Here is a 24,007-nt window from a genome sequence, read left to right as displayed (position 1 = left end):
GGAATGTGAATTTCGGTTTAACTTTGGAACACCCAAAATGCAGCTAAAAACATTGCGAAAATGGTGTGAAATTTAGGGCTAATCTACGTCAGCCCCTAAAAATTAGGTTGTAATTTACGCAAATAAACTTACCCTTTGTAGTTATATGTCGGTTGCGTATAAAAAAACTTGCAAATCAAGGTTTTTCTACTAAAATTCACCGCGGAAAAGTGACGCAAACGATTAGCGATTAGAGGCGGTCATTTTTCTACCCGTTTTTTTATTCATGGAGAAATAGAACATGTCAGCGATGTTTTTTATTCAATTTGCCATCGTACTTTTATGTATTTTGGCAGGGGCTCGAGTCGGTGGTATCGGCTTGGGGGTTTTCGGTGGTTTAGGTTTAGCCATCTTATCATTCTGCTTTGATCTAAAACCAGCAGGCTTGCCAATTGACGTTATGTTCATGATTATGGCGGTCGTTTCTGCAGCGGCGGCAATGCAAGCCGCAGGCGGTTTAGATTATATGATCAAAATTGCGACGAACATTTTACGCCGTAATCCTAAGTATATTACTTTCATCGCGCCAGCAGTTACTTGGACATTCACTGTGTTAGCGGGTACAGGCCACGTTGCATATTCTGTTTTACCTGTGATTGCGGAAGTGAGCCGTCACAATGGCGTGCGTCCTGAACGCCCACTTTCAATGGCGGTAATCGCGTCACAATTTGCTATTGTCGCTAGCCCAATTGCTGCGGCGGTTGTGGCAGTGGTGAACTATCTCGAACCACAAGGCATCACATTAGGTAATGTCTTATCCGTTACCATTCCTTCTACTATTTTAGGTCTTGCCCTTGCTTGTGTATTTGTAAACAAAATGGGTAAAGAATTAAAAGACGACCCAGACTACCAACGCCTTTTACAAGATCCAGATTATGTGAAAGAAAATCATACTGATGTTGATTTAACTGACGCACCATTAAAACCAACCGCAAAATTATCTGTAGGCTTATTCTTATTCGGTGCATTATTAGTGGTTCTTATGGGGGCAATGCCTGAATTACGCCCAGCATTTGATGGCAAACCAATGAGTATGGCACATACCATTGAAATCGTTATGTTGACAATCGGTGCGTTAATCATCTTCTTCTGCAAACCAGACGGCACAGAAATCACCAAAGGCTCTGTATTCCACGCAGGTATGCGCGCAGTTATCGCGATTTTCGGTATCGCATGGTTAGGCGACACATTAATGAGCGCACACATTAGCGAAGTGAAAGTGCTCGTTTCTGATTTAGTTGAAACCGCGCCATGGGCATTTGCTTTCGCATTATTCGTATTATCTGTACTTGTCAATAGCCAAGGTGCAACAGTGGCAACCTTATTCCCACTTGGTATTGCATTAGGTATCCCAGCGCCAGTATTAGTCGGGGTGTTTGTTGCGGTAAATGGTTACTTCTTCATTCCTAACTACGGTCCAATCATCGCTTCAATCGACTTTGATACCACAGGCACAACACGTATCGGTAAATTTATCTTCAACCATAGCTTTATGATCCCAGGCTTATTAAGCATGGTATTCAGTCTTGTATTTGGCTTATTATTTGCCAACATCTTGCTTTAATTTTTATGGTTATCAAAAAGCCCCGTATCAACGGGGCTTTGTTGTTTGTATGGTTTGAACTAGTTTTTATCTAGATCCAAATCCGCTTTATATTCAATGCGTCTATGATCTTTTAACTCAATCGACACATCTAGCTCTTGGTCACCACGCTCAAATTTTAAATCTGCATCGTCATGTTCAATATCACTTTCTTCTAAATGAAAACCGTGACTACGCGCGTGTGAGATAACTCTTCTCGCTAATGCAGGCACACTGGTATGGCGGGCATCTAAACGATATTCCACTTCAAATTCACCCCCACCTTGGCGATCGGCTTTTACTAATTTTCCGCCAAAGGGTCTGTAGATCTCGCTAGGAATATGGGCTGCCATGGCATTGGCAGAAAACAAACCAATGACCCCTGCGATCAATGCTAATTTAGAATTAATTTTCATAATGTTCCTTTTTTAATGATTGTTAGCACTCAGTCTTTGAACTTTGAAGGGATGAAAAGTTCCATTTAGCAAGAAAATTGGCAGAGAGAACAGTGAGCAGTAAAAGAAAAGTGCGGTCAAAAATAGAGAAGTTTTTGTATGAGAATTAGGATTGAGCCTGACTAATCAACGCCTTGTGTTCTTTGATTATGCTCATAAACGGTTGAGCAAAGCGCTCCCATTTGATTGCGCCGACACCACTAATTTGTAGCATTTCAACTTTGCTGGTTGGCATATAGCGCGACATTTCTTGTAAAGTGGCATCGCTGAATACGATATAAGGCGGAATATTTTCGCGATCAGCAATTTGCTTACGCAGAAAACGCAAGCGAGCAAACAGATCTTTATCATAATTGCTCACAGCCGTTCTTTGTGGGGCGGATATGGTCGCAATCGCAGAAAGTCGCGGGGTGGCAAGTTCTAATGGAATATCGCCACGAAGTACAGGGCGTGCGCTTTCAGTGAGCTGCAGTTGAACGCCCACTTCATTCATCACTTGATTAATCATCCCAAGGTGAATAAGTTGGCGAATGACAGATTGCCAATATTCTTTGCTTTTCTCTTTGCCGATGCCATACACGCTCAGCTGATCGTGTTGATGTTCACGGATTTTCTGATTATTAAGCCCACGCAGTACGCCAATAATATACTGCACGCCGAAGCGTTGCCCTGTGCGATAAATTGTGGAAAGAATTTTTTGCGCGTCAACCAAACCATCATATTTTTTCGGCGGATCTAAACAAATATCGCAGTTGCCGCAAGGCGTTTGCCGATTTTCACCAAAATAATTGAGCAGCACCAAACGGCGGCAAGTCTGGCTTTCAGCAAACTCGCCAATGGCTTCCAGTTTATGTTGTTTAATATCTCGGAGTGGGCTTTCAGGCTCTTCCATTAGGATTTTATGCAACCAGCCATAATCGGCGGGCTCATAAAATAACACGGCTTCGGCAGGCAAATCATCACGCCCTGCGCGCCCCGTTTCTTGATAATAGGCTTCAATGCTGCGTGATAAATCAAAATGTGCCACAAAGCGCACATTGGATTTGTTGATCCCCATTCCAAACGCAATGGTGGCAACTACCACTTGAATATTATCCCGTTGAAAAGCATGTTGTACGCGTTCGCGCTCGCTAAATTCCATACCTGCATGATAAAACTCCGCAGATACACCACGTTTGCGCAGAGCATCTGCTACTTTTTCCGATTTGTTGCGGCTGTTGCAATAAACAATGCCACTTTTGCCTTTTTGCGCCACCACGAAGTTACACAGTTGCTCCATCGGTTTGAATTTTTCCACAAGGGTGTAACGAATATTCGGGCGGTCAAAGCTGCCGATATATAAGTGCGGTCGATTTAAGCGAAGATTTTGCAGAATGTCTTGGCGTGTCGTGCTATCAGCCGTTGCTGTCAACGCCATAATCGGCACATTAGGAAAGGTAGATTTTAGCCCGCCAAGTTGAGTATATTCAGGGCGAAAATCATGCCCCCATTGGGAAATGCAGTGCGCTTCATCAATCGCAATAAAACTCACGTTGCAAAGCGAAATAAACGAGAAAAAGCTGTTTGTCATCACTTTTTCAGGTGAAAGATAAAGCAATTTCAATTGCCCCGAAATGGCTTTATTTTGCACCTGTTGTTGTTGCTCGAATGTTTGCGTGGAATTTAGATAGTCCGCTTGAATGCCATTGGCAAGCAGTTGATCCACCTGATCTTTCATTAAGGAAATCAGCGGGGAAATCACTAGCGTTAAACCTGAAAAACATAAAGCAGGGATTTGGTAACAAAGGGATTTTCCATTGCCCGTTGCCATTACCACAAGGCTGTCTTGCCCGTTGAGCGTTGCATTAATGGCGTCTTCTTGCCCCTTGCGAAAATGGTGATAGCCGAACACTTGTTGTAGCACGTCAAGTGCGGTCAAAATTTGCGAAGTTTTGACCGCATTTGCGCTATCTTGCGTAGGGGGCGTAGTTAATGGGGGCATTAAATAAATTCCGCTTTAAATAAATGCCACTTTCTCGCCATGGGCGGCACAAGCCTCAGCTAACGCTTGCCAAAAGTTGATGCCTTGCCCATTCAGCCAATCATTGCCATTCCAAGCAAAATGCAAGCCGCCTAAACGGCTCGCAAGCCATAATTCCAGCATTGCCTCTTGTTTGTTGATTACGATTTGAGAGCGGTTATCAAACGTCATGGTAAACACCGCGCCTTGGCGTTCAAAATCAATATCCGCGCCTTGTTCATCGCACTGTTCTTCAATGCGATCCCACACTTGTTCTATATTTTGATGAAATTCTACAAGATTCATAATTTGCCTTAATTATTTAGCTGCTTAATTATTTGGCTACTTAGCTATTTAGCTATCGAGTTCAATATCGGGTGGAAATTATAAAAGGTTTTCCGTGAAGAACCAATGCTAAGTTGGAAACTTTCCGCCGATCAGATAAAATCCCTACACAATTCCCAAAAAGAGAGAAAAAAATGACCGCACTTTATCCAACGTGGCAAGCCCCACACAACGTAAAAGCATTGATGACAACGCGTCTTGGCGGCGTGAGTGTTGCGCCTTTTGATAGCTTTAATCTGGGCGCGCACGTTGATGATGACATAAGTGCGGTTAAACAAAATCGAGATTTGTTGGTGGAAAAATTTGCGTTGCCACAATATCCTTTGTTTCTCAATCAAATTCATAGCACAAGGGTGCTGTCCTTGCCTTATTCGGGCGAAGATTTCAATGCAGATGCTTGCTATTCCAACCAACCCAATCAAGTTTGTTTAGTGATGACGGCGGATTGCCTGCCCGTATTATTTAGCTCAACACAAGGCAATGAAGTAGCGGCAGCGCATGCAGGCTGGCGTGGGCTTTGCGATGGGGTATTGAAAGCCACGGTGGAAAAATTTCAATGCCCCCGCTATGAAATCATCGCATGGTTTGGCGCCGCGATTGGCTCAACGGCATTCCAAGTGGGGGAAGACGTCGTGGCGCAGTTTGTGGCGAAAGATCCGCTCGCTAAACAGGCATTTATTGCAGACCCAAATGCACAAGGCAAATATTTAGGTAATCTTTACCAACTGGCTACACAACGCCTAAATGCCTTGGGAATCACAAAAATCAGCGGTGGCGAACATTGCACTTATAGCGAAAAAGATCACTTCTTTTCCTATCGCAGAGAAGGCAAAACAGGGCGAATGGCAAGTTTAGTGTGGTTTGAGTAAGGTTTGTATTATTGTGTTCGTAGGGTTTACGGGCAAGTATTTAGATCAAGAAAAATAACAGACCGCATAAAAGTGCGGTCTGTTTTTTGTTAATTTATGCTGGCAAGCCTTGTTTTGCCAATGCGGCTTTCACACCAGGGTTTTCGCCTACACGTTGATAGAAAGGCTCTAGGTGAACTAATGGGCTGTAGTCTAAGCCGATGGCTTTACACCAGCGCAATTCTACATATAAATAGGCATCTGCCACAGAGAGCTGTTCGCCTAAGTAAAGGTGCTGGCTTAGGTATTCGTTGGCGACAGCAAGCAAGGTTAATACTCGTTTAGCAGCCTCTTGGCGAATGGTGTTTTTTAGCTCTTCATTGCCTTCCAAATAAGCGGGTGAATGGAAAAGTGGTCCGAAAGCCGTGTGTAAATCAGAATTACAAAATGCCAGCCATTTCATCGCTTTTGCTTTGTCTTGAACGGTTTTGCTGCCGAATAATTTTGTCTCAGGGTTTAAGCTGTCTAAATAACTTAAAATCGCGACATTTTGGGATAACGCAAAATCGCCATCCACTAATAACGGCACAGCGCCGAGCGGGTTTAAGGCTAGGTATTCTGGCGATTTAATCTCTTCATGCGTTGCTTCAATGGCGGCATAAGGTTTGCCAACCCATTCAAGAGCAATGTGTGGCACAAGTGAGCAAGCGCCTTTTAAGTAGTAGAGTTTCATATTTTTTCCTTCTAAGGTAAGAGATGTTCGAGTTGCCATAAGTTTTCATAACTTTCACGTTGGCGGATTAGATAAGCTTGATCGCCATCCACCATCACTTCCGCTGTGCGTGGGCGTGAGTTGTAATTTGAGCTCATGCTTGCGCCATAAGCACCAGCAGAGCGTTGGGCGATGTAATCCCCTGCGGCTATGGCGAGTTCACGCTGTTTACCTAAGAAATCAGAGGTTTCACAAATTGGGCCGACCACATCATAGACGGCTTTTTCGCGTGCTAAAGTGTGGTCAATTTCGACAATATTCATATAGGCTTCGTAAAGCGCGGGGCGAATCATATCGTTCATTCCCGCGTCAACAATCGCAAAATTACGGCTTTCATTGGTTTTTATGTATTCCACTTTTGTCACTAAAATCCCCGAATTGGCGGAAATTGCGCGCCCAGGTTCGAGAATAATTTCGAGATCGTAGTGTTTTAATTTTGCTAATAGAGCTTTGGTATATTCTGTTGGATGCGGTGGTGTTTCATCGGTATAAGTGACGCCTAAGCCGCCGCCCAAATCTAAGTGGTGCAAGTGAATGCCGTCTTCTTTGAGCTGTTCCATTAAGCGAATTAAACGATCGGTGGCATCTAAAAACGGTTGTAATTCAGTAAGTTGCGAACCGATATGACAGTCCATTCCCACAACTTTTACGTTGGCGAGACTAGCGGCTAAACGATAGACTTCGCGCGCTTGTTCTACACTCACGCCGAATTTATTTTCTTTTAAACCAGTGGAAATGTAAGGGTGGGTTTTGGCGTCCACATCGGGATTGACGCGCAATGAAATCGGCGCGATTTTGCCTAATTGCCCCGCCACATCATTAATGCGGTGTAATTCAGGAATGCTTTCTACATTAAAGCAACGAATCCCGACTTCTAAGGCGCGAGCAATTTCTTTTTCGGTTTTTGCGACACCAGAAAAAACCACTTTAGATGCATCGCCACCTGCGGTCAATACGCGTTCAAGTTCGCCTTGCGACACAATGTCAAAGCCCGAGCCTAATTTCGCCATCGTTTGCAAAATGGCAATGTTAGGATTGGATTTCACCGCGAAGCAAATCAAATGCGGATGTTCCCCAAAGGCGTTGTCGAAGGCGTGCCAGTGGCGTTCTAAGGTTGCGCGCGAATAAATATAAAGTGGGGTGCCGAATTGTTGTGCAATTTGGCTGACGGGCAAGTCTTCAACATAGAGCTTGTCGTTTTGATAGTGGAAGAAATCCATGGGTAAATCCTATTTTTGCTGTGTTTGATTTTGCGTTTGTTGATTTTGTATTGGTTGCTGAGATTGTTGGTTTTGCTGTGGCTCTTCTGCTGGGAAATAAAGAGGGCCTTTGACGCCACAAGCGGTTAATAGGCTCAAAAGTGCGGTCAAAATTGAAAGAGAAATGATTTTTTTCATAATAAATTCCTAAATAGCGCAATGTGATAAAATTCTACACTATTTTTTTTATCCGTGGGCAAACAATAAATGGGAAAATAAAAAGAAGAACAATATTGTTCTTCCTTTTAAGCGGTAAATTATGCTTTTCTTGGTTTGTAATATTTCATTGCTTCCGGCAATAAGCGTTGTAAATTGGCTTGGCGTGATTCATCACTTGGGTGAGTGGAGAGTAAACCGCCACCGCCAGAACCTGACGCAGCTTGCATTTTTTTCCATAAATTAGGCGCAGCTTGCGGGTTGAATCCTGCTTTTGCCATCAGTATTAAACCCACTTCGTCGGCTTCTGTTTCATTGCCGCGGCTATAAGGCATATCCACGCCGAGCGCCATACCAGTGCGGAATAAGCCCCCTGTGTCAGCCCCCAATGCAACTGATGCCGCCACATCGGCAATTCCGCCAATAATCGTGGTCATCGTGCCTAAGTTTTGTGCCGATTTGCTGTGTTCTTGCAACGCATGCGCCATTTCATGCCCCATGACTACCGCAATTTCATCATCGGTTAAGTGTAATTTATCCACTAAACCTGTGTAGAACATCATTTTTCCGCCAGCCATTGCCCACGCATTGAGTTCTTGGCTTTTGACCACGGTTAAACGCCAATTGAATTTTTGCCCTGTTTGGTTTTCTTTATCCGCATAAGGCACCATAATGCGGAAGACGTTTTGAATACGTTTCGCGGTAGGCGAACTATTGTCAATCAGATGGCTATCTTGCGCCTTTTTCACCATGGTGGCGTAGTTGTTTTCCGCTTGTTGGTTCACTTCTGCGCTAGACACACAGCCCACTAGCAGCGCAACAAACAAAAGTGCGGTCAGTTTATTTGTTATTTTCATTGAGATTCCCCTTGTAACAAAATCTGCATTCAATGGGCGGATTATAATGCCAATTAGTTGGTTTTGCTAGAAAGTGCGGTTAGAATAGCGTAAATTTATGTTGTCAAAAGCACCACAATTCATTCACAAAAGCTGATTTTGTGACCGCACTTTATAGAGAAAATTATGAGCAAAATTCCTGTTTCTGTCACCATGTTAGTGAAAAATGCAGAAAAATATCTGCACAAAGTATTAGCCACGTTGGATAGGTTCGATGAAATTATTTTATTAGACAATGGCTCAACGGATAGCACGTTGGCGATTGCCGAGCAATTTGAGAATGTCCGCATTCATTTTCATGAATTTAATGGCTTCGGGCCGATGAAAAATTTAGCGGCGAGCTTTGCGCGCAATGATTGGATTATTAATATCGACAGCGATGAAGTGTTTCCCGCTGATTTGGTGGAAGAAATCAGCCAGTTAGATTTTGCTGATATTAACAAAGTGTATGCGATTTCGCGCATTAATCATTATCGTGGCAAGCCGATTAAAACCTGTGGTTGGTATCCAGATTATGTGAAACGTTTATATCATCGCACACAAGTGAATTTTAATGATAAACAAGTGCATGAAGGCTTGGAAATGCCCAAACATGTGGAATTAGTGAAATTGACGCACACGTTTAATCATTATTCCTTCGATAGTGCGGTCGGTTTAATCAATAAAATGCAGCAATACACCAGCCTGTTTGCCGAGCAACAAAAATTCCGTAAACGGGCGTCTATTGGCGCTGCCATTGGGCATGGTATCTCGGCATTTTTCAAAAATTATATTCTAAAACGTGGATTTCTCTCGGGGACGGATGGTTTTGTGATTAGTTTCGCCAATGCCAGTGGCGCTTATTATAAATATGTAAAATTAGCCGAGGCAAACCAAGCGCTAACCACTTCATTAATTATCACCACATACAATCGCCCTGATGCCTTGCAATTGGTGTTGAATTCAGTGCTTGCACAGCGTGTATTACCAGATGAAGTGATTGTGGCAGATGACGGCTCAACCGATGAAACCAAAGCGGTGATTGACGCCTTTAGCGCACGTTGCCCCGTGCCAGTAAAACACGCATGGCAACCTGATGACGGCTTTCGTTTAGCGGAATCCCGTAATCGTGCGTTGGCTATGGCGACCAGTGATTATATTGTGATTATTGACGGCGATATGGTCATGCACCCTGAATTTATTGCGGATCACAAAAAAGCGGCGAAACGTGGCGTTTATATTCAAGGTGGGCGCATTGTGTTGCCAGAACAAAAAACTGCGGAATTATTGACCGCACTTGATCGTTATCGCCCATTGAAATGGTATGAAAAAGGCTTGGAAAAACGCTTTGAAAAACGTTTTTCGGCTATTCATTGTCCGCTTCTTGCCCATTTCTTGTTGAACAAAGAAAAACGTTATGCCTACAAAAATATCCGTGGCTGCAATATGGCATTTTTCCGTGAAGATGCTTTAGCGATTAACGGTTTTAATAATGCATTTGTCGGCTGGGGCAGGGAAGACAGCGAATTTGTGGCGCGCTTTTTCAATAATGGTGGCAAAATTGCAACCATTAAATTCGCTGCCATTGCTTATCATTTGTGGCACAATGAAGCCGAACGTGCATCATTGCCCGAAAATGATCGCTTGCTAGAAAATGCCATGAAAAACGGGATTATCCGAGCAGAAAATGGGGTGGCGGAAATCCATAAAAACGATGAATAATGCGTTTGCCGTGATGAAATGTTCAACAAGCGCAATACCGTTTTTTTATTAAAAAATTAGGTGAAATTTGACCGCACTTTGTTTGCGGTCTGCTCGCTTAAACCAACAGATAAAACTTGATTTTTAGCCCGATAAATGTATAATTCTCGGGCTTTTTGTCTATATATACAGAGAAAAAAGTAAGCATTCCTGCACCGATAATGCAGGTTTTCTTTTATTATTAAATACTTAGAGGAAGGTTATGGTAACCATTCGTTTATCTCGTGGCGGAGCTAAAAAACGCCCATTCTATCAAATCGTTGTTGCTGACAGCCGTGCACCACGTGACGGTCGTTTCATCGAACGCGTTGGCTTTTTCAACCCATTAGCAGCAGGTAATGCTGAGCGTTTACGCATCAATTTAGAACGCGTTAACCACTGGGTTGGTCAAGGCGCATCTTTATCAGATCGCGTTTCAACATTAGTGAAAGAAGCACAAAAAGCATAATTTCCCTAATTTAAACGATTTATAGGTGAATAATATGGAACAACAACGCATTGAAGTAGTCGGAAAATTAGGCTCCACATATGGTATTCGTGGTTGGTTGCGTATTTATTCATCAACAGAATACGCGGAAAGCATTTTTGATTATCAGCCATGGTTCTTAAAAATTAAAGGACAATGGCAGCCCACAGAATTAGAAAGTTGGAAACATCATAATCACGAACTGATCGTCAAGTTGAAAAATGTTAATGATCGCGAATTGGCACAAACCCTTGCGAATGTTGAAATTGGCGTGGATTTGTCCGTTTTTCCTGAATTGGAAGAGGGCGATTATTATTGGCATGATTTAATTGGCTGCCAAGTGGTGAACTTACAAGGTTATACCATGGGGACAGTTGCAGAAATGATGGAAACGGGATCTAATGATGTGTTAGTCGTGCGTGCAAACGCGAAAGATGCTTTTGGCAAACAAGAACGTTTAATTCCGTTCTTGTACGAACAAGTAGTTAAAAGAGTAGATCTCACCACAAAGACGATTGAAGTGGATTGGGACGCTGGTTTCTAATCTCAGGTATGCGGTTGCGCTTTGGTCTTAACATTTTGGATTTAAAATTATGAAGTTAGGGATCGTCACCCTGTTTCCTGAAATGTTTAAAGCAATCACCGAATTTGGGGTTACAGGACGAGCTGTTAAACAACATCTCCTTGATGTGTGTTGTTATAATCCGCGTGATTATACTCACGATAAACATAAAACCGTAGATGACCGCCCTTATGGCGGTGGCCCAGGTATGCTGATGATGGTGCAACCTTTGCGTGATGCCATTTCTCATGCCAAAGCGGAAATAGGAGAGGGGGCGAAAGTCATTTATCTTTCGCCGCAGGGACGTAAGCTAGAACAAGCTGGTGTAAAAGAGCTGGCACTAAATGACAAAATGATTTTAGTGTGTGGGCGTTACGAAGGCATTGATGAACGATTGATTCAAACTGAAATTGATGAAGAATGGTCAATTGGGGATTACGTTCTAACGGGTGGGGAATTGCCTGCAATGACATTAATTGATGCTGTTGCACGTTTTATCCCTGGCGTGTTAGGCAAGCAAGCCTCCGCAGAAGAAGATTCTTTTGCCGAGGGATTATTAGATTGCCCGCATTATACCCGCCCTGAAGTGTTAGACGGTTTGGCTGTACCTCCTGTGCTGATGTCGGGCAATCACGAAGAAATTCGTAAATGGCGATTAAAACAATCGCTACAACGAACGTGGTTACGACGCCCTGAGCTACTGGAAGAACTAGCTCTGACTGACGAACAAAGGAAAATGCTCGCCCAGATAAAATCTGAAACAGCATAATCAGTTAATACTAGTTAATTTATGAAGGTTTAAAAATGAGCAACATCATTAAACAACTCGAAGATGAACAATTAAAACAAAACGTACCTAGCTTCCGCCCAGGTGACACATTAGAAGTTAAAGTATGGGTAGTAGAAGGTTCTAAAAGACGTTTACAAGCATTTGAAGGCGTCGTTATCGCAATCCGTAACCGTGGTTTACACAGCGCATTCACATTGCGTAAAGTGTCTAACGGTACTGGTGTTGAGCGTGTATTCCAAACTCACTCACCAGCAATTGACAGCATCGCAGTAAAACGTAAAGGTGCAGTTCGTAAAGCGAAACTTTACTACTTACGTGAACGTTCAGGTAAATCTGCACGTATCAAAGAACGTCTTGGCGCATAATTTAGAATTAGCGCACAAAAAGGCTCGGATAATTCCGAGCCTTTTGTTTTTTTATTCAATAATATAATCAAGAGTTTGGCTAACTGTTTATTATTTTTCTGAAAAATCTGACCGCACTTTTGTATGATTTGTGATCAGCTTCAGATTTTTCTCTGATAATCTCTGCTAAGATTCGCTTAGATTCTCTTCAAAAAGGAGTTTATTATGAGCGGTATGTCTTTGATTATTAGTTTTGTGATCGCGATTATCATCATGATATGGATGATCGCCAAACTAAAAGTTCATCCTTTCCTTGCTTTAATGTCAATTTCCCTTGCTTTAGCCTTAATCGCTGGCATTGATTTAGCTAGAATTCCAGGAATCATTGGTGATGGATTCAGTAGTACTTTTAAAAGTATCGGGATTGTGATTATTTTCGGTGCAATTATTGGTACGGTTTTGGAAAAAACAGGTGCGGCATTTAAACTGGCTGATATTGTGGTAAAAGCAGTCGGCAAAAAACGCCCTGAACTTGCAATGTTGATTATGGGTTGGGTAGTTGGTATTCCCGTATTTTGTGATAGCGGTTTTGTAGTATTGAATCCAATTCGCGAAGCATTACGTCGTAAAATTGCAGCAAATCCTGTTGGTATGGCTGTTGGTTTAAGTGGTGGGTTGTATGCCGCACATGTCTTTATTCCTCCAACACCGGGGCCAATTGCCGCAGCTGGGGCGGTTGGCGTTGGCAACAATTTATTACTCGTGATTATTATGGGAACGATTGTGTCTATTCCTGTTTTAACCGCAACCTATTTCTTTGCGAAATATATTGGTAAACGTGTAGAAATTGATGAAGGCGATGCTGATGCAGTGATTGCACAAGGTTATGACGAATTAATTCAGCATTACGGTCAATTACCTAGTGGCTTTTTAAGCCTTGCGCCGATTTTAATGCCGATCGTATTTATGGCATTAGGGTCTATTGCTAAAATTATCGGAATTGATGGAACGCTCGGCGTGGTGATTCAATTTTTAGGTAACCCAATTATAGCATTGGCAATTGGTGTATTTTTTGCAATCTTATTGCTTGCGAATACCAATAAATTAGCTGAATTTAATGATTTAACTAATGAAACTTTAAAAATTGTAGGCCCAATTCTCTTTATTACTGCTGCGGGTGGCGTATTGGGAAAAGTGATTACAGAAGCGGATTTTGTAGAGTTTATAAAACAAAATGCACAAGTGATCAGTGTGGCCGGTATTTTCTTCCCATTCGTAATTTCAGCGATTTTGAAAACGGCACAAGGTAGCTCTACTGTAGCGATTATCACCACCGCTTCAATTATGGGGATGTTTACTAGTGAAGAAAGTTTGATGGCTGTGCTAGGTTTTACCAGTGAGATTGCTGCTGCATTGGTTGTAATGGCAATCTCTGCTGGTGCAATGTGTGTTTCACATGCTAATGACAGCTATTTCTGGGTAGTAACAAACTTTACCAAAATGACAGCGCAACAAGGTTATCGTACACAAACTACAATGACCTTTATTATGGGGATTGTAGGAATGTTGACAGTATATGTGCTGTCGTTAATTTTGTTATGAGCTCAATTGGAAGTGCAAATCCTCTGGTTTTATTGATTTAATGAAGAAAAATCAGGAGAGATAAATTCTGTTAGTAAAAACAAAAAAGTGCGGTCAAAATTCTTTATATTTTTTGACCGCACTTTTTATGTTATGAAATTATTTATTCTTCATTTAATTCATCAAGATCCAAGGCTTCTTGAGAAAGAATAATGCCGGTTAAATCTGCGTAAATATAATCTTCTGGGAAGAAGGTGACGCCGCCGAAATTAACGGGGACATCACTTTCGCCTTGTGTTGATTCATCGGCACCCACAGGAATTGGGGCAAGAGCTTGGATGCCAATATCAATATTTTCTAGATCGGCAATTTGGCGGATGGCGCCGAAAACAATAATGCCTTCCCAATGATTGTCAGCGGCAAGTTGTGCTAAATCTGCATCAATTAATGCGCGGCGAACTGCGCCGCCGCCATCGACAACAAGTACGCGTCCTGTGCCATCTTCACTAAGGATTTCTTCAATTAAGCCATTGTTTTCAAAGCATTTAACGGTGGCCACTTTGCCATGAAAAGTGCTAATACCACCAAAGCTGGAAAAAATAGGCTCCACCACATCCACTTGGTCGAGATAAATGTCACAGAGTTCAGATGTATCAATACGCATAGGAAAGTCCTTTTGTTAATTTGACTAAGGTTAGTATAGTCCTGTTATGCCAGTATTAGCAAGCCTAAACTAAATAAGGCGGTGCTGAAAAGTGCGAGCATCGACATCTTGCCGAGCATCGGGCGCAATGCGATGGGATCTTTATGCACATAAACAAAATGGGCATGTTTGGCTAATAGCACGGCGATTAAAGCGATGATGAACAGCAGTTGTGGTTTGTACTGAATCGCAAAAATAGCGTAACAAATGACCGCACTTGCTAATAAAATGCAATGATATTTGCGTCCATTTTCCGCACCAATGCGCACGATTAATGTGTTTTTTCCTGCTTTCTTGTCTTGTTCAATATCGCGTAAGTTATTGATATTTAAAACAGCCGTAGAAAGAAAACCGCAAGCCGCGGCAGGCAGGAAAATATCCGCACTCAGACTGTGCGTTTGCAGATAATAAGTGCCACAAACCGCCAGCAAGCCAAAAAACAGAAAGACGGAAATATCGCCAAGCCCGAGATAGCCATAAGGTTTTTTCCCCACGGTATAAGTGATTGCCGCCAAAATCGCCAATACGCCTAATATGCCGAAAGCGATCAGATCATTGACGTTTTCGTATGCCAAGGCAATGAGCGATGCACCAGATAGAAAACTGGCGATAACGGCCGTAATTAACCCTTTTCGCAATTGCGCAAAGGTTAAATCGCCTTGCTGGATTCCACGCAACGGGCCAATGCGTTCGGCGGTATCAGAGCCTTTTTGATGGTCGCCATAATCATTGGCAAAATTAGAGAGAATTTGTAATAGCGTGGCGGTGAGCAAACATAATACCGTGATCGCGGCGTTAAATTTACCGTTCCATTGGGCAAGCGCAGAGCCCGTTAAAATAATCGCGACTGCCAATGGCAAGGTTTTGGGACGAGCGGTTGAAAACCACGCTTTAAAAGTTGGATTAGCCATAAATTTTCAAGATATATTAGAAATTATTGTGATGATTTTCCACCCGATACTCTTTACTCAACGCAACGTACAAAATCTTTGCGATTTGTCAGCGCACTCAAGAGCGGTTTCGGGTATGATTAAAGCACGAATTTTAACATAGAAAAAATACAATGTCTGATTTGAGCCTAACCCCCATTGCAATTATTCACACTCCTTATAAAGAAAAATTTTCCGTGCCACGCCAAGCGAATTTAGTTCAAGATGGCACAGGCATTGTGGAATTGCTTGCGCCTTATAATGTTGCTGAAGCGGTGCGAGGATTAGAGCAATTTTCCCATTTATGGTTAATTTTTCAGTTCGATCAAATCCCAACGGGAAAATGGCAGCCGACCGTTCGTCCGCCGCGTTTAGGCGGAAATCAGCGCGTTGGGGTATTTGCTTCTCGTGCGACACATCGCCCAAATCCGCTAGGATTGTCTAAAGTTGAATTAAAAAAAGTGGAATGTTCACAGGGGAAAGTGTTATTGCATTTAGGCTCTGTTGATTTGGTTGATGGCACACCGATTTTTGATATAAAACCTTATCTCGCCTATGCGGATAGCGAACCTTCAGCCCAGTCTGGTTTTGCTCAGGATAAGCCTTCCTCACATTTGAAAGTGGGCTTTAGCCCAAAAGCGCAAAGTGCGGTCAAAAAAATTGAAGAATTTCTACCGCACTTTCAACGCTTTATTTGTGAAGTGTTGCAACAAGATCCGCGCCCCGCCTATCAGCAAGGCAAAATTTCAGCGCGGGTTTATGGCGTACATTTGTACGAATTTAATGTACGTTTCCAATTTGTCGATACAGAAAATATACAAGTGATTGATATTGAAGAAATTTAGAGAGAAAACGATGTTTCAGATCCAACCAATGTTGCCCCATCATTATGATGAAGTGTATGCCCTGTGGCAGTCGATGGCGGGCGTGGAATTAAATCCGTTAGACGATAGTGCGCAGGCGATAAGCGATTTTTTGGCTTTCAATCCCAATTTGAATTATATCGCGATAGCCGATGAGCAAATTGTCGGCGTGATTATGTGTGGTTTTGACGGTCGCCGTGCCACGATTTACCACGCGGCGGTCAAGCCAGAATTTCAAGGCAAAGGCATTGCGCGTGCCTTATTGCGCGTTTTAGAAACCGCGTTGCATAGCAAAGGCGTGACGAAAGGGCGATTATTAGCCTTTAAACATAACGCAGGCGCGACAGAATTTTGGCAGCGCACGGGTTGGACATTACAGACCCAACTGAATTATTTTTCTAAGAATTTTAATTAAAACTATGCTAAAATTCACCGCACTTGAAACCAGATAAATAGAATATGGCAAACGATTACGATCAAATTGTGTTATCCCTTGCAGGGGTGTGTCAATCTGCAAAATTAGTGCAGCAATTGGCACATAATGGGCAGGCGGATTTAGATGCTTTTGAAACTTCGCTATCCAGTTTATTACAAACGCACCCAGAGAGTGCGATTGCTGTTTATGGGGGCGATGCTGGAAATTTAAAACTCGGTTTAGCCACCTTGCTTGAACAGCTTGAGGGAAAAAATGTTGAGCTGGCACGTTATTGGTTAGGATTGTTGGCACTTGCTGGCAAACTAGCGAAAAATCCCGAAGCGAAGAGCGAATTAGCACGCCGTATTCAATATTTACCGACTCAGCTTGAATTCCACGATCTATTTGATGATGAAATCATCGCCATTATCGCCGCAATGTACACGGATCTCGTTAGCCCTTTAGGCAAGCGTTTATTGGTGCAAGGCAAACCGCTTTATCTATCACAAGAAAATATCCAAAATCGTGTTCGTGCTTGCTTGCTCGCAGGAATTCGTTCTGCTTTGTTATGGCAGCAAGTGGGCGGGACTAAATGGCAAATCCTTTTTTCGCGCCGTAAGATTTTGAATGCGGCACAACATCTTTACAATTCACTTTAATCGGAGTAAATCCTATGCAACTCAATGCGTTAACAGCAATTTCCCCCATTGATGGACGTTATCAAGATAAAGCAACCGCACTTCGTGGCATTTTCAGTGAATACGGTTTATTAAAATTCCGTGTTACGGTGGAAGTTCGCTGGTTACAAAAACTCGCCGCAACGGCAGAGATCAAAGAAGTGGCGGCATTATCAGCACAGGCGAATGAATATTTAAATCAGCTCGTAGCTAATTTCAGCATTGAAGATGCACAACGAATTAAAGAAATTGAGCGCACCACAAACCACGATGTGAAAGCGGTAGAGTACTTTTTAAAAGAAAAATCCACCGCACTTCCAGAATTAGCCGCCGTCAGTGAATTTATCCACTTTGCTTGCACTTCGGAAGATATCAACAATCTTTCACACGCTTTAATGTTGAAAACCGCCCGTGAAGAGGTGATTTTGCCTGAATGGCAACGTTTGATTGATGAAATTACACGCCTTGCGAATGAATATAAAAATATCCCATTATTATCACGCACCCACGGTCAGCCTGCTTCGCCGTCAACGGTGGGCAAAGAAATGGCAAACGTGGTATATCGCCTACGCCGCCAGTATAAACAATTGCAACAAATTGAAGTGTTAGGAAAAATCAATGGCGCGGTAGGGAATTACAACGCACATTTGAGCGCTTATCCTGAAATCAACTGGCACCAATTTAGTGAAGAATTTGTGAGCTCATTAGGGGTAACTTGGAACCCGTACACAACACAAATTGAACCCCATGATTACATCGCTGAATTCTTTGATTGTGTCGCACGTTTCAACACCATTATTATCGATTTCGACCGTGATTTATGGGGCTACATTGCGTTAAATCACTTCAAACAACGCACTATTGCGGGCGAAATTGGTTCATCAACAATGCCGCACAAAGTGAACCCAATCGATTTTGAAAATTCAGAAGGTAACTTGGGGCTTGCTAATGCTGTTATGGCGCATTTAGGGCAAAAATTACCTGTTTCTCGTTGGCAACGTGATTTAACGGATTCCACTGTGTTGCGTAATTTAGGCGTGGGGCTAGGCTATTGCTTGATCGCTTATGCGGCAACGCGTAAAGGTATCAGCAAATTAGAAGTGAATGAACAACATTTACGCGATGAGCTAAACCAAAACTGGGAAGTGTTAGCCGAACCTATCCAAACAGTAATGCGCCGTTATGGCATTGAAAAACCATACGAAAAACTGAAAGAGTTAACCCGTGGCAAACGTGTGGATGAGCAGGCTATGCGTGAATTTGTGGAAAAACTCGACATTCCAGCCGAAGAAAAAGCGCGCCTTCAACAATTAACGCCTGTGACCTATATCGGCGCGGCAGTGCAATTGGTCGAAAAATTGTAATTTCTGACCGCACTTTTATGACAAAACCCCATGCCAATCGCATGGGGTTAATTGAACTAAGCCGCTTTGCGGCTTTTTGTTTAGCCTGTTTAAATGTGCTCAAGCTTAGCTAAGTGCGGTCGAAATTTACAGATTTTCCACCGCACTTGTGGCTTTGCGGCGTTTGCCAATGTTTTTTGTATCTTTATGGCGCAACTTCGTTTTTTTCTTTTGCTCCGCTTTTTTCTTCTCGGCTAATTTTTCTTTTCTACGCGCTTTAGCTTTTTTCGAGATCGTTTTTACTTCACCGTCTTTAGGCGGACTCGTGCGAGGCTCTAAGCCTTCGATGACACGAGGTTTCAGCAATTCTTCAGTGTAACGTTTGATTTTCCCTAATAAGCGATAATCATGCCCTTCCACAAAAGACACCGCCGTTCCCTTTTTGCCCGCTCGTGCTGTGCGACCAATGCGGTGCAAATAGGTATCTGCGCTGTAAGGCAAATCAAAATTCATGACATGGCTCACATCTTCAATATCAATACCACGGGCAGCTACGTCCGTTGCCACTAACACGGTCACAATGCCATTTTTGAGTTTATCAATGGCATTGTTTCGCTGTGTTTGCGCCATTTCCCCTTCAAGATAAGTGGAACGGATCCCGCGTTTGCGTAAGGTTTCTGATAATTCGCGCACATCTTCACGGCGGCGCACAAACACGATCCCTTTGCTGATTTGTTCATCGACAATAAAACGGGCAAGCAATTTGGTTTTATGCTCTACGCTGTCCGCATGATAATACCATTGGTTGATTTTCTTGCGCTCACGGCGACTTGGCTCGGCATCAATCTTAACGGGATTTTCTAAAATACGATTGGCAAAATCGGTGAGTAACTCGCCTTCCAAGGTGGCGGAGAACAACATAGTTTGTTGGCGCCAGCGTGTTTCCACGGAAATTTTCTCGGCATCTTGCCCAAAACCCATTTGCAACATGCGATCGGCTTCATCAAAAATCAGAATTTCTACGGAACGGCAATCAAAGTTTTCTTCTTTGATGTATTGCAACAAACGCCCCGGTGTGGCGACCACCATATCTTGGTTTTTGTTAAAAATTTCACCGTGATTTTGATACGCCACGCCGCCTGTGATGGTGGCAATGCTGAGTTTGGTAAATTGCGCAAATTCTTCAGCCTGTTCTGCCACTTGCATCGCCAGTTCGCGGGTTGGCGTTAAGACAAGAATGCGTGGCGCACCTGGTTTACGGCGTGGATAATCCAATAAATGCTGGATAGCGGGAAGCAAAAAGGCGGCGGTTTTGCCTGTGCCAGTCGGTGCAGAGCCTAGCACATCTTGCTGCTCCATTGCGGCAGGGATCGCTTGTTGTTGTATCGCTGTGGGGCGGTCATAGCCTTTTTTCGCTAAAGCCTTTAGCAATTCGGGGGCAAGATCAAAATCATCGAAAGTCGGTTGGGACATAAAGTTCTCTAAGAATAGGGTAAAAATTAGCGAAAATTATACCGCACTTTGCGCCCTAATTGGGGAAAAGTGCGGTCAATTTTTCGTAAGATTTTTGACGATATGCGATTAAGCAATCGTCCACAACAAAATGGCGAGTAATTGTGGCGAGATAATCCGCAAAAACATCACCAATGGATAAACCGTTGCGTAAGATAAAGCGGAAGCGCCACTTTCTTCTTTAATTGCGTTGGCAAAAGCTAGGGCGGGTGGATCGGTCATTGAGCCTGCGAGCAAGCCGCAAATGCTGAGATAGTTCATTTTTGCATAGAAACGGGCTAGCACACCAACAATCATCAATGGCAAAAAGGTGATAAGTGCGCCGTAACCCATCCATTCCACGCCACCGCCATTGACGAGGGTATCGACAAAGTTGCCACCTGATTTTAACCCCACCACCGCAAGGAAAAGCACGATGCCAATTTCACGCAGAGCAAGGTTGGCACTTGGCGGCATAAACCAATAGAGTTTGCCGATAGAGCCAATACGCGCCAAAATCAGCGCAACCACCAATGGACCGCCCGCCAAGCCGAGTTTTAATGCGACGGGAAAGCCCGGAACATGGAATGGAATAGAGCCTAACAAAACACCAAGCCCAATCCCGATAAACACTGGTAGCATTTGCACTTGTTGCAATTTTGATTGTGCGTTGCCGATAATGGAAATCACGCGATCCATCACATCGGCATTTCCGACAATATGTAACACGTCGCCGAATTGTAAGGTTGAATTTGCGGTAGGCACCAATTCCACCCCAGCACGATTTAGGCGCGAGATCATCACGCCATATTTTTGATGGATTGCAAGGGCGCGAATTTTTTTACCGAGCACTTTTTCATTTGTTACCACCACACGTTCAGAGCGAATATGCCCTGTATTAAGGATATTGGTTTCAATTTCAACTTCTTTCCCAACAATTAGGCGTAATTTGTACAAACTTTGTGGATCGCCGACTAAATGGAGCAGATCCTCTAGGTGAATTTCAGTTTCCGCTTGGGGAACACTAATTTCATCTCCACGTTTTAAACGAGTGCAGACCACATCTTTACTGCCTTCAAAGCCGAGAATTTCTTTTAGTGGCAATCCATCTAAATTTGGGTTAGCCACCACGATATTGATTTTTTTTAGGCTTTCTTTATCTTTGCCTGTTTCCCGATCAAAGTTTACCGCCTCATCGTCAATTTTTACTCGGAAGAACAAGCGCACCAACCACATACTCAGTAAAATGCCACAAATACCAAATGGATAAGCGATTGCATAGGACATTCCCATGGTTTCTGTAAGATTTGTCATTCCTAATTCGGCGAGAATTTGTTGCCCTGCACCAAGAGAAGGCGTATTGGTTACCGCGCCTGAATAAATCCCTAAAATGATATCTAATGGCACATCGGCAAATTTGTGTAATAGGGCAACGATGATAGAACCTAGTAATACGATCAAGGCAGCAAAACCATTGAGTTTTAACCCTGATTTTCGTAATGATGAAAAGAACCCCGGCCCCACTTGAATACCGATGGTATAAACGAATAAAATCAAGCCGAATTCTTGAATGAAATGGAGCGTATGCGCATCTAATTGGAGCCCATATTGATTGGTGAAATGGGCAACTAAAATCCCACCAAACAACACGCCACCAATACCAAGACCTACGCCTTTGATTTTCCAATGGCCGATCCACAACCCGAGTACAGCAACGAGTGCGAGCAGGCTCATTGTGATTGCCACATCTGACATAAATACCTACCTTGGGTGATTAAGAATAAACTGTTTTGATTATAGCAATCTGCGCTCAACAGCCAATGATTAAGATCAAAAAGTGTAAACTTAGTCACATTTTTCTTGCACAATCATTCATTTTACCCAACAATAGCCGCTCGTTTTTTAACTTATTCGCAAATTTAATGAATTATTCTCAAGAATTATTAGACTCTTTTTTATGGATAATAAAAGCTATTGGTATCACGGCGGTTGTTTTTTCATTGGTGGTCTGGCTATTAGTGAAAACCACCCATTGGGGACACCAATTTTGGCTACTGGCTAAAGACTATCTTTCACCCAAACGCAGTTTAAAACCGCTGATTTATTTTACGGTGATCGTGTTCTTTAATTTGCTTTCTGTCCGCTTGGATATTTTGTTTTCCAACTGGTATAAAGCCATGTATGACGCCCTGCAAAAAATGGACGCGAATGTATTTTGGTTGCAAATGGTCGTATTTTCAGTGCTCGCCACCATTCATATCGCCAATATTTTGCTGACTTATTATTTAACCCAGCGTTTTATCATTCAATGGCGCACGTGGCTGAATGAGCAAATGGTAGAAAAATGGATGGCGCAGCAAGCCTATTATAAATCGCAATATGTGTATAATCAGCTTGATAACCCCGATCAACGTATTCAACAAGATGTGCAATCTTATGTGAGCTCATCAATTGGTTTTGCCACAGGCGTGATTTCATCGGTGGTATCCATTGTAGCGTTCACCCAAATTTTATGGGATTTAGCGGGCCCTATGACCATTGCAGGCGTCACTGTGCCGCACGCTATGGTCTTTCTGGTGTTTATTTATGTGCTGATCACCAGTATTTTTGCTTTCCGCATTGGTCGCCCATTAATTAAATTAAATTTCTTAAATGAACGTTTAAATGCGAACTACCGTTATTCTCTCATTCGTGTGAAAGAATATGCGGAAAGCATTGCCTTTTTCCGTGGCGAAAAAATGGAAAAAAATGTGCTATTTCGCCAATTCGACCATGTGATCGATAATGTATGGAAGATGGTGTATATGACATTGAAATTATCGGGATTTAACGTGATGATGACGCAAATTTCGGTGATCTTCCCGTTTATTATCCAAGCCTCACGCTATTTTAGTAAGCAAATTCAATTAGGCGATTTAATTCAAACGGCACAATCTTTCGGACGCGTGCAGTCTGCCTTGTCTTATTTCCGTAATGTGTATGATGATTTTACTGGCTATCGCGCTGTTTTAGACCGTTTAACAGGCTTCCACACAGCGATTAATCAGGCAACCCAAACTGCTAATATTACGATCAAACCGAGTGAAAGTGCGGTCATTTTTGAACAACTTTCCGTGAAAAAACCGACAGGCGAAACGCTGATAAAAGATCTGAATTTAAACTTGCCTCAAGGCTCAACGGTATTAATCAAAGGCGCGTCAGGCGCAGGCAAAACCACCTTATTGCGCACCATCGCAGGGTTGTGGTCGTTTTCAGAAGGAACAGTATATTGCCCGCAACATAATGCCTTATTTTTATCGCAAAAACCTTATTTGCCACAAGGTCGTTTAATTGATGCCTTGTATTATCCCGAAGTCGCGCCCGCTGATGTGGATTTAGCTGCAGCGGCACAAACCATGCAAAAAGTTCAGTTAGGGCATCTTGCCGATAAATTAGAACAAGAAAATGACTGGATGCGCATGCTTTCTCTTGGGGAACAACAACGTTTATCCTTTGCACGTTTGCTGTTGCATAAACCCGTGGTAGCATTTTTAGATGAAGCCACTGCAAGTATGGACGAAGGCTTGGAAGACGCGATGTATCGCTTATTGCGCGCAGAGCTGCCAACAACAACTATCATCAGCGTTGGACATCGTTCAACATTGCAAGTGCATCATCAACAACAACTGATCATCAACCCAACGGATCAAAGCTGGCAGTTGATTTAAAGTGCGGTCAATTTTTCGATTATTTTTAAGCACGGACTTCGGTTC

General features: G+C 42.9%; 23 protein-coding genes and 2 pseudogenes. 14 read left to right on the top strand and 11 right to left on the bottom strand.

Annotated elements, in window-relative coordinates:
- Positions 1–76, top strand: a pseudogene (locus tag C8D76_RS08080) (IS1595 family transposase); the annotation flags it as partial.
- A gap of 204 nt (positions 77–280) precedes the next feature.
- Positions 281–1,603, top strand: coding sequence for an anaerobic C4-dicarboxylate transporter (locus tag C8D76_RS08075; protein WP_116632278.1), 1,323 nt, complete (start codon positions 281–283; stop codon positions 1,601–1,603).
- 59 nt (positions 1,604–1,662) lie between these two features.
- Here C8D76_RS08075 and C8D76_RS08070 read toward each other — a convergent pair whose 3' ends face one another.
- From C8D76_RS08070 to cyaY, 3 genes are all read right to left on the bottom strand, one after another.
- A complete protein-coding gene (locus tag C8D76_RS08070; RefSeq protein ID WP_116632277.1) occupies positions 1,663–2,037 on the bottom strand; it encodes a hypothetical protein in 375 nt (124 codons plus the stop codon).
- 145 nt (positions 2,038–2,182) lie between these two features.
- Positions 2,183–4,057, bottom strand: coding sequence for a DNA helicase RecQ (gene recQ / locus C8D76_RS08065; protein WP_116632276.1), 1,875 nt, complete (start codon positions 4,055–4,057; stop codon positions 2,183–2,185).
- Positions 4,058–4,072: 15 nt separating this feature from the next.
- The gene (cyaY, locus tag C8D76_RS08060) at positions 4,073–4,381 is read right to left on the bottom strand and encodes an iron donor protein CyaY (protein WP_116632275.1); all 309 of its coding nucleotides are present in this window, start codon (positions 4,379–4,381) and stop codon (positions 4,073–4,075) included.
- 173 nt (positions 4,382–4,554) lie between these two features.
- On the opposite strand from cyaY, the gene pgeF reads away from it, so the two are divergent.
- Positions 4,555–5,289 carry a peptidoglycan editing factor PgeF gene (gene pgeF / locus C8D76_RS08055; RefSeq protein WP_116632274.1) on the top strand — a complete coding sequence of 245 codons (735 nt, stop codon included), beginning with the start codon at positions 4,555–4,557 and terminating at the stop codon, positions 5,287–5,289.
- A gap of 94 nt (positions 5,290–5,383) precedes the next feature.
- Here the strand turns inward: pgeF and C8D76_RS08050 are convergent, their stop codons facing one another.
- From C8D76_RS08050 to C8D76_RS08035, 4 genes and pseudogenes are all read right to left on the bottom strand, one after another.
- Positions 5,384–6,001 carry a glutathione S-transferase family protein gene (locus C8D76_RS08050; RefSeq protein WP_116632273.1) on the bottom strand — a complete coding sequence of 206 codons (618 nt, stop codon included), beginning with the start codon at positions 5,999–6,001 and terminating at the stop codon, positions 5,384–5,386.
- An 11-nt stretch (positions 6,002–6,012) separates the two neighbouring features.
- Positions 6,013–7,260 carry a diaminopimelate decarboxylase gene (gene lysA / locus C8D76_RS08045; protein ID WP_116632272.1) on the bottom strand — a complete coding sequence of 416 codons (1,248 nt, stop codon included), beginning with the start codon at positions 7,258–7,260 and terminating at the stop codon, positions 6,013–6,015.
- Positions 7,261–7,332: 72 nt separating this feature from the next.
- Positions 7,333–7,437: pseudogene (lptM, locus tag C8D76_RS10045) on the bottom strand (LPS translocon maturation chaperone LptM); the annotation flags it as partial.
- 119 nt (positions 7,438–7,556) lie between these two features.
- Complete coding sequence (locus C8D76_RS08035) at positions 7,557–8,312, bottom strand: M48 family metallopeptidase (RefSeq protein WP_116632270.1); 756 nt, start codon at positions 8,310–8,312, stop codon at positions 7,557–7,559.
- Between the two features lie 165 nt (positions 8,313–8,477).
- Between C8D76_RS08035 and C8D76_RS08030 the strand changes: the two genes are divergently transcribed.
- The 6 genes from C8D76_RS08030 to C8D76_RS08005 all read left to right on the top strand — a co-directional run bounded on the left by C8D76_RS08030 (position 8,478) and on the right by C8D76_RS08005 (position 13,855).
- Positions 8,478–10,052: a glycosyltransferase family 2 protein gene (locus C8D76_RS08030; protein WP_207775014.1), complete on the top strand. Its 1,575-nt coding sequence runs from the start codon at positions 8,478–8,480 to the stop codon at positions 10,050–10,052.
- A gap of 241 nt (positions 10,053–10,293) precedes the next feature.
- Positions 10,294–10,539, top strand: coding sequence for a 30S ribosomal protein S16 (gene rpsP / locus C8D76_RS08025; RefSeq protein ID WP_116632268.1), 246 nt, complete (start codon positions 10,294–10,296; stop codon positions 10,537–10,539).
- Positions 10,540–10,573: 34 nt separating this feature from the next.
- On the top strand, positions 10,574–11,101 hold the full coding sequence (gene rimM / locus C8D76_RS08020; protein WP_116632267.1) for a ribosome maturation factor RimM: 528 nt from the start codon (positions 10,574–10,576) through the stop codon (positions 11,099–11,101).
- Positions 11,102–11,150: 49 nt separating this feature from the next.
- Positions 11,151–11,888, top strand: a complete 738-nt coding sequence (gene trmD, locus C8D76_RS08015; RefSeq protein ID WP_116632266.1) for a tRNA (guanosine(37)-N1)-methyltransferase TrmD — start codon at positions 11,151–11,153, stop codon at positions 11,886–11,888.
- Between the two features lie 35 nt (positions 11,889–11,923).
- Positions 11,924–12,274, top strand: a complete 351-nt coding sequence (gene rplS, locus C8D76_RS08010; RefSeq protein ID WP_116632265.1) for a 50S ribosomal protein L19 — start codon at positions 11,924–11,926, stop codon at positions 12,272–12,274.
- 204 nt (positions 12,275–12,478) lie between these two features.
- Entirely contained in the window at positions 12,479–13,855 is a 1,377-nt protein-coding gene (locus tag C8D76_RS08005) for a GntP family permease (RefSeq protein ID WP_116632264.1), read from the top strand.
- Between the two features lie 142 nt (positions 13,856–13,997).
- Here the strand turns inward: C8D76_RS08005 and rraA are convergent, their stop codons facing one another.
- A complete protein-coding gene (gene rraA, locus C8D76_RS08000; protein ID WP_116632263.1) occupies positions 13,998–14,498 on the bottom strand; it encodes a ribonuclease E activity regulator RraA in 501 nt (166 codons plus the stop codon).
- 44 nt (positions 14,499–14,542) lie between these two features.
- Entirely contained in the window at positions 14,543–15,448 is a 906-nt protein-coding gene (locus C8D76_RS07995) for a 1,4-dihydroxy-2-naphthoate polyprenyltransferase (protein WP_116632262.1), read from the bottom strand.
- A 152-nt stretch (positions 15,449–15,600) separates the two neighbouring features.
- On the opposite strand from C8D76_RS07995, the gene tsaA reads away from it, so the two are divergent.
- Genes tsaA through purB form a run of 4 tightly spaced genes read left to right on the top strand, consistent with a single transcriptional unit; the run spans position 15,601 to position 18,785 of the window.
- Complete coding sequence (gene tsaA / locus C8D76_RS07990) at positions 15,601–16,311, top strand: tRNA (N6-threonylcarbamoyladenosine(37)-N6)-methyltransferase TrmO (protein WP_116632261.1); 711 nt, start codon at positions 15,601–15,603, stop codon at positions 16,309–16,311.
- A gap of 10 nt (positions 16,312–16,321) precedes the next feature.
- Positions 16,322–16,744 (top strand): GNAT family N-acetyltransferase, encoded by a 423-nt coding sequence (locus C8D76_RS07985; protein ID WP_116632260.1) that lies wholly within the window; start codon positions 16,322–16,324, stop codon positions 16,742–16,744.
- 44 nt (positions 16,745–16,788) lie between these two features.
- The gene (hflD, locus tag C8D76_RS07980; protein WP_116632259.1) at positions 16,789–17,403 is read left to right on the top strand and encodes a high frequency lysogenization protein HflD; all 615 of its coding nucleotides are present in this window, start codon (positions 16,789–16,791) and stop codon (positions 17,401–17,403) included.
- A gap of 14 nt (positions 17,404–17,417) precedes the next feature.
- Entirely contained in the window at positions 17,418–18,785 is a 1,368-nt protein-coding gene (purB, locus tag C8D76_RS07975) for an adenylosuccinate lyase (protein WP_116632258.1), read from the top strand.
- 126 nt (positions 18,786–18,911) lie between these two features.
- On the opposite strand, the gene srmB is transcribed toward purB, so the two are convergent.
- On the bottom strand, positions 18,912–20,237 hold the full coding sequence (srmB, locus tag C8D76_RS07970) for an ATP-dependent RNA helicase SrmB (protein ID WP_116632257.1): 1,326 nt from the start codon (positions 20,235–20,237) through the stop codon (positions 18,912–18,914).
- A gap of 108 nt (positions 20,238–20,345) precedes the next feature.
- Positions 20,346–22,010, bottom strand: a complete 1,665-nt coding sequence (locus C8D76_RS07965; protein WP_116632256.1) for a putative transporter — start codon at positions 22,008–22,010, stop codon at positions 20,346–20,348.
- Between the two features lie 167 nt (positions 22,011–22,177).
- On the opposite strand from C8D76_RS07965, the gene C8D76_RS07960 reads away from it, so the two are divergent.
- Positions 22,178–23,962, top strand: coding sequence for an ABC transporter ATP-binding protein/permease (locus tag C8D76_RS07960; RefSeq protein WP_116632255.1), 1,785 nt, complete (start codon positions 22,178–22,180; stop codon positions 23,960–23,962).
- Positions 23,963–24,007: the final 45 nt, after the last annotated feature.

The sequence above is a fragment of the Alitibacter langaaensis DSM 22999 genome (genome assembly GCF_003096995.1).
Classification (GTDB): Bacteria; Pseudomonadota; Gammaproteobacteria; order Enterobacterales; family Pasteurellaceae; genus Exercitatus; species Exercitatus langaaensis.
Note: the sequence above shows the minus strand (reverse complement) of the source record. Positions and strands in the feature narration are given on the sequence as shown.